Annotated in this window: 11 protein-coding genes; 5 read left to right on the forward strand and 6 right to left on the reverse strand. The window is 73.1% G+C overall.

Going from position 1 to position 10,539, the window contains the following annotated elements; genetic code table 11:
- Both Psi01_RS42395 and Psi01_RS42400 read right to left on the reverse strand, forming a co-directional pair.
- A partial coding sequence (locus Psi01_RS42395; protein WP_204069867.1) for a GGDEF domain-containing protein occupies positions 1–1,615 on the reverse strand: 1,615 nt, incomplete at its 3' end.
- Between the two features lie 247 nt (positions 1,616–1,862).
- Positions 1,863–3,251 carry a sensor histidine kinase gene (locus Psi01_RS42400; RefSeq protein WP_204069868.1) on the reverse strand — a complete coding sequence of 463 codons (1,389 nt, stop codon included), beginning with the start codon at positions 3,249–3,251 and terminating at the stop codon, positions 1,863–1,865.
- Between the two features lie 335 nt (positions 3,252–3,586).
- Between Psi01_RS42400 and Psi01_RS42405 the strand changes: the two genes are divergently transcribed.
- From Psi01_RS42405 to Psi01_RS42415, 3 genes are all read left to right on the forward strand, one after another.
- Complete coding sequence (locus Psi01_RS42405) at positions 3,587–4,360, forward strand: TSUP family transporter (RefSeq protein ID WP_204069869.1); 774 nt, start codon at positions 3,587–3,589, stop codon at positions 4,358–4,360.
- 216 nt (positions 4,361–4,576) lie between these two features.
- The gene (locus Psi01_RS42410; protein WP_204069870.1) at positions 4,577–5,095 is read left to right on the forward strand and encodes a hypothetical protein; all 519 of its coding nucleotides are present in this window, start codon (positions 4,577–4,579) and stop codon (positions 5,093–5,095) included.
- Entirely contained in the window at positions 5,092–5,385 is a 294-nt protein-coding gene (locus Psi01_RS42415; protein WP_204069871.1) for a hypothetical protein, read from the forward strand. Before Psi01_RS42410 ends, Psi01_RS42415 begins: the two co-directional genes overlap by 4 nt.
- A gap of 19 nt (positions 5,386–5,404) precedes the next feature.
- Here the strand turns inward: Psi01_RS42415 and Psi01_RS42420 are convergent, their stop codons facing one another.
- Positions 5,405–6,610: an MFS transporter gene (locus Psi01_RS42420; RefSeq protein ID WP_239128446.1), complete on the reverse strand. Its 1,206-nt coding sequence runs from the start codon at positions 6,608–6,610 to the stop codon at positions 5,405–5,407.
- 267 nt (positions 6,611–6,877) lie between these two features.
- Positions 6,878–7,636: a DeoR/GlpR family DNA-binding transcription regulator gene (locus Psi01_RS42425; RefSeq protein ID WP_239128447.1), complete on the reverse strand. Its 759-nt coding sequence runs from the start codon at positions 7,634–7,636 to the stop codon at positions 6,878–6,880.
- A gap of 54 nt (positions 7,637–7,690) precedes the next feature.
- Between Psi01_RS42425 and Psi01_RS42430 the strand changes: the two genes are divergently transcribed.
- A complete protein-coding gene (locus Psi01_RS42430; RefSeq protein ID WP_204069873.1) occupies positions 7,691–8,710 on the forward strand; it encodes a helix-turn-helix transcriptional regulator in 1,020 nt (339 codons plus the stop codon).
- A gap of 3 nt (positions 8,711–8,713) precedes the next feature.
- Here Psi01_RS42430 and Psi01_RS42435 read toward each other — a convergent pair whose 3' ends face one another.
- Positions 8,714–9,073: a fluoride efflux transporter FluC gene (locus Psi01_RS42435; RefSeq protein ID WP_204069874.1), complete on the reverse strand. Its 360-nt coding sequence runs from the start codon at positions 9,071–9,073 to the stop codon at positions 8,714–8,716.
- The gene (locus tag Psi01_RS42440; protein ID WP_239128448.1) at positions 9,070–9,600 is read right to left on the reverse strand and encodes a fluoride efflux transporter FluC; all 531 of its coding nucleotides are present in this window, start codon (positions 9,598–9,600) and stop codon (positions 9,070–9,072) included. The genes Psi01_RS42435 and Psi01_RS42440 overlap by 4 nt, the downstream gene beginning before the upstream one ends.
- A gap of 249 nt (positions 9,601–9,849) precedes the next feature.
- Between Psi01_RS42440 and Psi01_RS42445 the strand changes: the two genes are divergently transcribed.
- Positions 9,850–10,479, forward strand: coding sequence for a LysE family translocator (locus Psi01_RS42445; RefSeq protein WP_204069875.1), 630 nt, complete (start codon positions 9,850–9,852; stop codon positions 10,477–10,479).
- Positions 10,480–10,539: the final 60 nt, after the last annotated feature.

Here is a 10,539-nt window from a genome sequence, read left to right on the forward strand (position 1 = left end):
TTGGCTGGTAGTGCAGGGCGAACTCCCGGCCCGCCACCGCCCGGCGGAGCCCCGCGGTCAGGCGGGTGCGCTCCAGGCGGGCGTGGCGCAGGGCCGGGTCGAAGAAGGTGATGTGGTTCTTGCCGGCGTTCTTGGCCGCGTACAGCGCCAGGTCGGCATCGCGCAGCGCCTCCGACGGGGTGGCCACCGGCAGTCCGGCCAGCACGCCGATGCTGGTGGTCAGGTACAGCTCGCGGGAGTCGAGCCGGTAGGGCGCCTGCAGCGCGGTCAGGATGTGCTCGGCGACGGCGAGCGCGTCGTCGACGGTGGCGTGGGGCAGCACCAGCGCGAACTCGTCGCCGCCCAGGCGGGCCAGGAGCCGGCCGTCGGAGACGATGGGCTGCAGGCGCGCGGCCACGTGGGTGAGCAGCTCGTCGCCCACGGGGTGGCCGTAGCTGTCGTTGACGTCCTTGAATCCGTCCAGGTCCAGCAGGAGCAACGCGGGCGGGGGCGCGTCCGGGGTCGTGGCGGTGATGGCGTGCTGCAGGGCCTCGCCGAGCAGGGTGCGGTTGGCCAGCCCGGTCAGCGGGTCGTGCGAGGCGCTGTAGGAAAGGCTGCGCTGCAGGACCTCCTGGCGGCGCAGGGCGACGCCCAGCTCGGCGGCGTGGTCCTCGGCCAGGCGGGCGGCGATGCTCAGCCGTACGGTCAGCAGGACCGCCAGGAGCACGGTCAGCCCCATGACCACCAGCGCGGCGTGCGTCTCGGCCGTGGCGTCGCCGATCACGCCGAGGCCCGCCAGTGAGACCAGCGGGCTGAACACGGCCAGCGTCAGGAACGTCAGCACCTGCGTGCGGGTGCTGACCTCGGAGACCGGGACGGAGGCCCCCGCGAGGCTGGGGTGCAGCGCGGCGCTGCCGATCGCGGTCGACCAGAGCAGCTGGCCGATCGTGAACAGCGCGCTGGAGGACAGCCCGTCGGCCGGGGTCAGCAGGGAGGCCCCGTGGGTGACGAACGCCGTCGCGTAGGCCAGGCACAGCAGGACGAGCCAGGGCGCCCGGCCCCTGGACAGGGCCAGCCGCGCAGTCAGGCCGAGCATGAACAGGTCGATGGCGGGGGTGAGGAGGGCGAAGACGGTCTCGGCGTCGAGGCTGGGGACTCCCCGGATCAGGGGGTGGACCATGAAGACCCAGAAGGGCATGCCCACGCCGACGGTGATGATGCCCGCGTCCAGCAGTACCGCCCGCGGTGAGCCGTTGGCGAGCCGGACCAGCATCACCAGCGCGATCAACCCGAGCAGGTAGGCGAAGACGAGCAGAAGATGGGGGAGCACGTGGAACAGGGGAACGCGCAGCCAGGACGGGGCGACGACCTGTCCCAGCATGATCGCCAGCCAGGCGGTCAGACCGGCGACGATGATCAGCCGCCACGCCCGCAGCCGGGCCAGGCGGTGCCGGCGGATCGCGGCCGCCATGGCCAGCGCCGTCGCGCCCTGCAGGCCCACCCACGACATCACGGCCGGCGGGTCGGGCAGCAGCGGGGTGACCGCGGCCAGCAGGCCGCCGAACAGGAGATAGACGAGCCACCCGCGCGCCATGAGGTCGCGGCGCGGGCGCACGGCCGGCAACGCCGTAGGCAAGACCGCCGCACCCCCTTCCCGCATCCCCGTCACCGGATCGGACACGACCGGCCAGAGCGCCTATCGGCCGGTCACAGCGGTTCATGAGTCTTTTCCGCCCCGAATTCGCACGGTTCGCTCCGGCCTTCCCGGCCGCGGCCGTGCGGGCCGGTTCTTACCTGTCGAGCGGGCGCCGCGGTCATGAGGGCTGGTCGTCGTCCGCCGCGGGACCGCGGGTCGATCCCTGCCTGTCGAGCGGGCGCCGCGGTCACAGGAGCCGGTCGTCGTCCGCCGTGGGGGCGCGCAGCGGCAGCCGTACCGTCACCTGCCACTGACCGCCTTCGGTTCCCGCCTCGAACCGGCCGCCCAGCAGCGCCACCCGCTCCCGCATGCCGGCCACCCCCCGGCCCGTCCCGGGACCGCGCGGACGGCCCTGCACGGGGTTGCGCACCTCCAGCGCCAGATGCCCCTCCCGTACGGCCGCCGCCAGCCTGACCGGCCGGCCGCCGTGCCGGACGGCGTTGGTCAGGGCCTCCTGGGCGATCCGGTAGGCCTCCCTGGACACCAGGGCCGGCACCGCGTCCAGGTCGCCGGAGATCTCGGCCTCCGCTCCGGTCACCCGCAGGAGGCCCGGCAGGTCGGCGAGGGTCCTGGTGGGGAGACCGGCGGGGGAGTGCTCGCCGTCATCCCGCGCATGCTCGTCATCGTGCGTGTGCCCGCTGTCGTAGACGTGCCGGTCATCGAGCGCGTGCCCGTCGCGCGGGCGCCGGTCGCCGGCCTGCCTGTCGTGCGGGCGCCGGTCGACAGCCTGTACGCGCCTGCCGTCGCGCGTGCGCCGGTCGTCGTCCTGGGCGCGCAGTACGCCGAGCACGTGGTCGAGGTCCTCCAGCGCCGCCCGTGCGGACTCCTCGATCGCGGTGAGCGCGGCCCGCGCCGCCTGGGGGTCGCGTTCGAGCACCTTGCCCGCGGCGCCCGCCTGGAGGGTCACCACGCTGAGCGCGTGCCCGACGGAGTCGTGCAGCTCCCTGGCCAGCCGGTTGCGCTCGGCCAGCCGTCGGGTGCGTTCCTCCAGTACCGCCAGGCGGTCGGCGGGGGAGGGGCCGAGCAGCGCCGGGGCCAGCCGCGCCAGCAGGGTGCCCGCGCCCGACACCGCGTGGACCAGCAGCAACAGGGTCACCATCGCCGCCGGAGGCCCCCACGCGGTGGCCCATCCGGCTTCGAACCTGCCACCCATCAGGCCGAACGGGTCTCCGTACAGGGGAAGGACGCACAACCAGATCGTGAACGGGACCACCGCCAGCGTGACGCCCGCCATCACCGCGCCGACCGTCAGGTGCAGGGTGAACCAGGCCGCGGTACGGCCCCGCTCGGCCCAGGTCCGCCTCCCGGCGGGCGGCGGCGGATCGACGGAGGCGCCCAGCAGGCCGCGCGCGGCGGTCAGCTCCAGGCCGCGCACCGGCAGGAACAGCCCGGACAACGCGATCACCGGCAGCATGGCCGAGAAGATCAACGGGTCCCTGGTCAGCAGCGGATATCCGGCCGGGTCCGGCATGCGCAGCAGCCCGTCGATCACCGATCCCGCCATCACGTACGGCATGGCAAGAGCGCCGCCCAGGATCAGGCACGTCCACCGGAGGTAGGTGGCCGGGCTGGTCACAGGGGCCAGGAGGCGTCTGCGGAGAAGGCTCACGAGGGGTCCCACACGGCCGATCCTGCCAGGAGGCGGCCACGGACGCCTTCCAGCCGTGAAGAGACCGCTCGCGGGGGAGGACAGGCCGTTCGGAGAGGTTCTCCCGCGGAGGAGCCCCACCCGAGGGAGGTTCCGCTCGGAGAAGTCTCGCCTGGAGAAGTCCCACCCGCAGGAGCCCGGCCCGGGGAAGTCTGCTCGGGGAAGTCTGCCCGGAGGGACTCCTCCGTGGAGCCCGCTCCCTCTCGCGGGGTGGCGGGCGGGTACGCTCTGCCGGGCGATAGGTGATTTTCGGGGGCTTTTACATGGATACGGCGGAGATCGTGCTGCTGCTGGTGGCCGCGGCAGGGGCGGGATGGGTCGACGCCGTGGTCGGCGGGGGCGGGCTGCTGCAGCTTCCCGCGTTGTTCGTGGCGGGCGTGCCGCCGGTTCAGGCGCTGGCCACCAACAAGTTCGCCTCCGTCTTCGGCACGGCCTCGGCCGCCGTCACCTACGCCGCCACCACGAAGATCGACAAGCGGGTCGCGGTCTCGACGGGACTGACCGCGCTGCTGTTCTCCGGGCTCGGAGCCTCGGCCGCGGCGGCGATCTCCACCGACGCGTTGATTCCCCTGGTGATGGTCGTCCTGGTGACGGTGGCGCTGTTCGTCACCTTCCGGCCCTCCCTGGGCACCCACTCTCACCCGCATCTGCGCACCCGGGCCCGGACCCTGGCCGCGATCGGGGTCACCGGTGTCGGGATCGCCTTCTATGACGGCATCATCGGCCCCGGCACCGGGACGTTCCTCATCATCGCGTTCACCGCCATCCTCGGCATGGACTTCGTGAGCGGCTCGGCCCACTCGAAGATCGTCAACTCCTGCACCAACCTCGGCGCCCTGGCGGTCTTCGCCTACCAGGGACACGTGCTGTGGCTGCTGGGCCTGGCCATGGCCGTGTGCAACATCGCCGGGGCCCAGCTGGGCGCCCGGATGGCCATCAGCAAGGGCTCGGGGTTCGTGCGGATCGTGCTGCTGTGCGTGGTGGTCGCGATGGTGGCCCGCCTGGGCTGCGGCCGTTTCTGGATGTGTCCCATCTGATCTACTTAGTAAAGGCAGCAGATTAGAAGATCATCCAATACAACTCTCCAAAAGCAGTCGCCGGATCGCCATGACGTGCGATCACCCGATCCACGCCCTTCTTGCCCATAGGAAAAATATTGACAAAACACCATAAATCTCCCCGTAGGGTGATGCGATGTTCTCGCGTTCCCTTCGGTGTCAAGGAACTCAGTGCGCAGGTATGTGATCAGAAGTGTGCTGTCCGCATGGGTGGCGGCAGCCGTACTCCTCTCCGCCACAGCGGCCCTGGCCGAGGACCGTCTCGCCGGGCCCGCCACCTCCGGAACCAGCCGGATGACGGAAGCGGGGACGTCCGCTAACGGGCTGGAAAGCGGGCAGACCTCCGGCCTCGCTGGCACACCCATCGTCGACCAGGTCACGGCGTACCCCACGGCGGTCCACCCCGGGCAGAAGATCAGCGTCATGGCCCAGGTGATCCTCGCCTCCACCTCCGTACAGCCGGAGGTCCAGGTCGTATTCGGCGGTCAGAGCACGAGGATGGGTTATTCGGGCGGTAGCGGCAGGCAGCAGTACTACCGGGCCGTCTTCGCGGCTCCGCACACCGACGAGGAGAAGACCGCCGCGGCGGTGATCACCGTCCGCGTTCCCGGAGGACCGGTCGTCGAGGCGCGGACGGATCCGATCACGCTGTCGCCCGGCGCCGCCGCTCCTCCCAGGTCAAAGGTGCCGCGACAGTTCAGAAGTTCAACGTGACCCCCGAACCGGTCAGGAGGAAGGCACCGCTGACGGTCAAGGGCGTGCTGTACGGGCGTGTTTCCACCGCCCGCCCCGCCGCCGTGCTGGCCGGCCAGCGGATCACGATTCAGTTCCGCTCACGGGGATCTTCCGTCTACTGGACTGTCACGACGGTGACCACCACCCGCACCGGCTCGTTCTCCAAGCAGATCGCCGCCGCTGCCGACGGCTACTGGCGTGTGGTCTATCCGGGTTCTTCCGCCTACGCCGCGGTCACCGGCCCTGCCGACTACGTGGACGTGCGATGAGAGTTCTCCTTGGTCGACCTCACACCCTGGCGTCGAACTCGGCATCGGGGGCGGGAGAGGGGCCGGAGCCGGGGACGCGCAGGGCGGGGGCGGCCAGGGCGACGAAGAACGCCAGGACCGCGGGGACGGCCAGGGCGCGTGGCAGGCTGAGCAGTTCGGCGGCTCCGCCGATCAGGACCGGGCCGGTGAGGAAGCCCGCGTAGCCGAGGCTGGCCACCCGGGCCAGGGCCCGGCCCGCGCGGGCCGGGTCGCGGCGTCCGGCGGCGGAGAAGACCTGGGGGACGATGCACGACAGGCCCGCGCCGAAGCAGGCGAAGCCGATCACTCCGGCGATCGGCCGGTCGATCAGCAGGGCGGTGCCGAGCCCGCCGGCGGCCAGCAGGCCGCAGGCGCGGACCAGGGCGACCGGGCCGAAGCGGGCGGTGAGCCGGTCACCGGCCAGGCGCCCGGCGGTCATCATGATGGAGAAGGCGGCGTACGCGGCGGCGGCGAGCCCTTCGGAGCCGCTCAGGTTCTCCAGGTAGACGGAGCTCCAGTCGGCCGCCGCGCCCTCGCCGATCATGCAGCAGAACGCCAGGACCCCCAGCAGCAGCACGCCGCCGGCTCCGCCCGCCGAGGTCGTGCCGCCCTCGGCGTGGACGGCCTCGGCCCGCCGGGTGAAGGCCCAGCGGGAGGCCCACAGCGCCATGGCCGCGATCGCGACGGCGACCAGGAGGAAGGTGACGGCGGGGGTGAGGGCCGCGGTCGCGAGCAGGCCGCCGGTCACCGCGCCCAGGAACCCGCCGATGCTGAACACCGCGTGGAACGAGGACATGATCGGCCGGTTCATGGCCTGCTCGACCTCGACCGCGTTGGCGTTCATCGCCACGTCGAGGGTGCCGTGGACCGCCCCGAAGGCGAACAGGGCGAGGGTGAGGGTGACCAGGTTCGGGGCCAGGGCGGGCAGGACCAGCACGACGCCCTGGGCGAAGGCCATCGGGAGCATCACCTTGACGCTGCCGAAACGGTCGACGAGACGGCCCACCACCTGCATGCCGGTGATCGCCCCGGCCGCGATGCCGAGCAGGCCGATGCTGAGCTGGCCGTCCCCGAGGCCGAGATCCTGCTTGATCGTCGGAATGCGGGCCGTCCATGTGCCGATCGCCGTGCCGGAGAGCAGGAACAGCAGGTAGACCGCGACCCGGCCGCGCCGTACGGCGGCCCGGTCGTCGTGGATGAGGGTCAAGGAGATCTCCAGAAGTCGTCGGGGACCGAACCGGAGACGCGCGTCAGCGCGCCACTCGGCGGGAGGGGAAGGGCTCTGCGCCCGGCAGGGGGGAGGGCCAACGGAAAGGGCCCTGCCTTCGGCGGGAGCGGGGGAGGGGCCGGCCGGAAGGGGGTCCTGCGAAAGGGCGGCCACCCTCCTCATCCGGGGAGGTCGTTCCGCCGTTCCGCGCTCCTCCCCGCTCGCCCCGCTCCGCCGTACCTCCCGAAGCCGTACGGCGGAGCGGTGTCAGACGGTGCGGACGGTGACGCCGGCGGCGGTCAGGGCGTCGTGTTCGGACGGGGGGAGGGCGGTGTCGGTGACGACGACGTCGAGCCGGTCGGCGGGGCAGACGGCGCCGAACGCGGTGCGGGTGGACTTGCCGGAGTCGGCGGCGGCGATGACGCGGCGGGCCGAGGCGATCGCCGCCTGCTTGACGGCCACCTCCGCCAGGTCGTGGGTGGTCAGGCCGTGCTCGGCGGACAGGCCGCAGCAGCCGATCACGGCGGTGTCGAAGCGCAGGGACCGGATGGTGCCCTCGGTCAGCGGGCCGGTGAAGTTGAGCTCGCCGGGGCGGACCTCGCCGCCGGGCAGGACCAGGCGGATCCGGGGGGCCGCGCTGAGCTCGTGAGCCGACTGCAGGGACAGCGGCAGGACCGTCAGGCGGCGGTCCCGGATCACGCGGGCGATCTCCAGGCAGGTGGTGCCGGAGTCGAGCAGGACGGCCTCGCCGTCGGCGAGCAGGGCCGCGACCTCCGCGGCGATCCGGCGCTTGGCCTCCACCGACTCGTGTTCGCGCACGCCGAAGGGCGGTTCCTCCCCCCGCAGCAGCAGGCTCACCGCGCCGCCGCGGACCCGCCGGACCACGCCCTGCTGGGCGAGCTCGTCGAGGTCTCGGCGGATGGTCATCTCGGAGACCGCGTGCCGGACCGCCAGCTCCGCCACGGAGACGGAGTCGCCCACGCGCAGTGCGGACATGATGGCCCTGAGCCGGTCTGAACTCTCCATGTGTTCATTTGAACATCGATCGTGTTCGCAACGCAAGTGCGGGACACTTGGGGCATGCGCGCGAGCCGTCTGCTGTCACTTCTGCTGCTTCTGCAGACCCGGGGGCGGGTGACCGCCACGGAGCTGGCGCGGGAGCTGGAGGTCTCGGTCCGGACGGTCTACCGCGACGTGGAGGCGCTGTCGGCCGCGGGGGTCCCGGTCTACGCCGACCGGGGGCCCGCCGGGGGTTACCGCCTGCTGGACGGCTACCGCACCCGGCTCAACGGGCTGACCGCCGAGGAGGCCTCCTCGCTGTTCCTGGCGGCCCTGCCCGGCCCGGCGGCCGAGCTCGGCCTGGGGGAGGTCGCCGCCAACGCCGAGCTGAAGCTGCTGGCCGCGCTGCCGCCCGAGCCGCGTTCCCACGCCGCCCGGATGCGCGAGCGCTTCCACCTCGACATCCCGAGCTGGTACCGCGGCGCCGACGAGGTGCCCCACCTCGCGGAGGTGACCCAGGCGGTGTGGGAGCAGCGGCCGCTGCGCATGACCTACCGCCGCTGGGGTCCGAAGGACGTGGAGCGCCTCGTCCACCCGTACGGCCTGGTCCTCAAGGGCGGGTCGTGGTACATGGTGGCCTCCGCCGGAGAGGGCGGGCCGCGCACCTACCGGGTGTCGCGGATCATCACCGCCGAGCTCGCCGAGGGGCGCTTCGACCGGCCCGAGGACTTCGATCTGGCCGATTTCTGGGAGAAGTACGCCGCGGAGTTCCGCGAGCGCATGTACACCGCGGAGGCGCTCATCCGGCTGGCCCCCGGCCGCGAGGGGCTGCTGAGCTACACGGTCGGGTCCGACGTCGTCGAGGCCGCCCTGGCCGCGGCGGGCCCGCCCGACGCCCGGGGCTGGAGGGTCCTGCGCCTGCCGATCGAGTCGGTCCCGCACGCCCGGTGGCTGCTGCTGCGCATGGGCACCGACGTCGAGGTCCTGGAGCCGCCCGAGCTGCGCGCCCTGATGGCCGAGACGGTCGCCGAGCTCGCCGAGCTGTACGGCCCCGCCCCGTCCCGCCCGGCGGAGGTCACCGACCGCGCCGGCCCCGGGTGATCGTCACGACAGCGCCCGCGCCACGATCACCCCGAACCCGGCCGCCGCCAGGCCGCCGACGACGCTCACGACGACGTTGAGCACCGCCCGCAGCCGGGCGCCGGATCCGGCCAGCCGTACCGTCTCGTAGGCGAAGGTGGAGTAGGTGCTCAGCGCGCCGCACAGGCCGGTCCCGGCCAGCGTCATGACCCATCCCGGGACGGGCAGAGCGAGCAGCGCCCCCAGCAGGGCCGATCCGATCATGTTGACGGCGAGGGTCCCCCAGGGGAACGCCGCGCCGCGGCGGGACTGCACGGCCAGGTCGGTCAGATAACGCAGGGGAGCGCCGACGGCCGCGCCCAGGGCGACCAGCAGCGCGCTCACCCCGCCTCCCCGGACGGGCCGGTACGGCGGAGCCCGGCGAGCGCGCGGGTGGCCTGCGCGGCCAGGTGGGTGGCCGTCACCGCGGCGGTCACGGTGGCGGACAGATAGACCAGCGCGACCTGCGGGGCGCCGCCGGCGGCGAGCCCGCCGATGTCGGCGACATAGGCGGAGAACGTGGTGAACCCGCCCAGCACCCCCGGCCCGAGGAACGGGCGCGCCAGCGGATGACCGCGCCCGGCTTCGGTGAGGAGCACCATCAGCACGCCGATCAGCGCGCACCCGATCACGTTGGTCGCGAACGTGACCCAGGGGAACCCGCCCGGCGGGTGTGGGAAGGCGGTCGCCAGCCCGTGGCGGGCCAGCGCGCCGATCACCCCGCCGGCCGCGACCGCCGCCAGCGTCACCGGCGGCACTCGCCGGGTTCCGGCCTGCTGTGCGGGAACGCCGGCGGGACCGCCGGAACGCGGCGGCGGGGAGGACGGACCGCCCGGAGGGCGCGCGGAACGGCGGGCGGGTGTGTCGGGCACGGCATGCTCCTACCAGCACGAGAGGACGCATCTGGCAGGGACCGTCGGCGGCTGCCGCCGCGGTTCGCCCGCGTCGCGCGCGGGACCGGCGGGCCCCACCGCCGTCGCCCTCCCCGGAGGGCCGCCGTCAGCTTACCGGCCGTTCCTGCGCGGACCGTTCCCCGAGGTCCCGGTACGGAGGCGGGAACCGGGCGCAGGGGACGGGGAAATGCGATTGCGAGGGCGGTGGGCGGTGGTGACGATGTCGAGATGTTCCTCATCGCCTTCATCGGCTCCTGTTTCCTGCTCGCGATGATCCCCGGTGCCAGCACCGCCGTCATCCTCCGCCAGACCCTGCGCGCCGGGCGCGGTCCCGGCATGGCCGCCACCCTCGGCAACGAGACCGGGATCCTGCTGTGGGCGCTGGCCGCGGCCTTCGGTCTGTCGGCGCTGGTCCTGGCCTCCGAGGTCGCCTACGACATCATGCGGATCGTCGGGGCGGTCTTCCTCGTCGTGATGGGCGCCCAGTCGATCTGGCAGGCGCGCGCGGGCCGTGAGGCGGAGCGGCCGCAGGAGGAGCCGGTCGCCGAGACGCCCCGGGGGTGGCGCCGGTCCTACCTGCTGGGGCTCAGCACCTGCCTGGCCAACCCCAAGGCCGCGGTGTTCGCCATGTCGTTCCTGCCGCAGTTCGTGCCGGAAGGGGCGAACGTGCCGCTCACTCTGGTCGCGCTGGCGGTGATCTGGGTGCTGGTGGACACCGTCTGGTACGGGTTGTTCATCTGGATGGTGGGACGGGCCAAGACGGTCTTCGGCCGGCCGGCTGTCCGCCGCCGTCTGGAGCGGATCTCCGGTGTCGTGCTGATCGGCCTGGGCGTGCGGCTGGCGGTGGAGGCGCGCTGAGGGCCGAGGGCGGCCGCCGGCCGGCGCGGTCTCCGGCGGGACGGAAGTCCCATCCAAGGC

The sequence above is a fragment of the Paraplanobispora siamensis genome (genome assembly GCF_016863175.1).
GTDB lineage: Bacteria > Actinomycetota > Actinomycetes > Streptosporangiales > Streptosporangiaceae > Planobispora > Planobispora siamensis.

Coding starts and splice junctions, on each gene's coding strand:
- Psi01_RS42405 (WP_204069869.1), top strand. CDS start 3,587: ATGGATACGGCGGAGATCGTGCTGCTGCTGGTGGCCGCGGCAGGGGCG.
- Psi01_RS42425 (WP_239128447.1), bottom strand. CDS start 7,636: ATGGAGAGTTCAGACCGGCTCAGGGCCATCATGTCCGCACTGCGCGTG.
- Psi01_RS42430 (WP_204069873.1), top strand. CDS start 7,691: ATGCGCGCGAGCCGTCTGCTGTCACTTCTGCTGCTTCTGCAGACCCGG.
- Psi01_RS42445 (WP_204069875.1), top strand. CDS start 9,850: ATGTTCCTCATCGCCTTCATCGGCTCCTGTTTCCTGCTCGCGATGATC.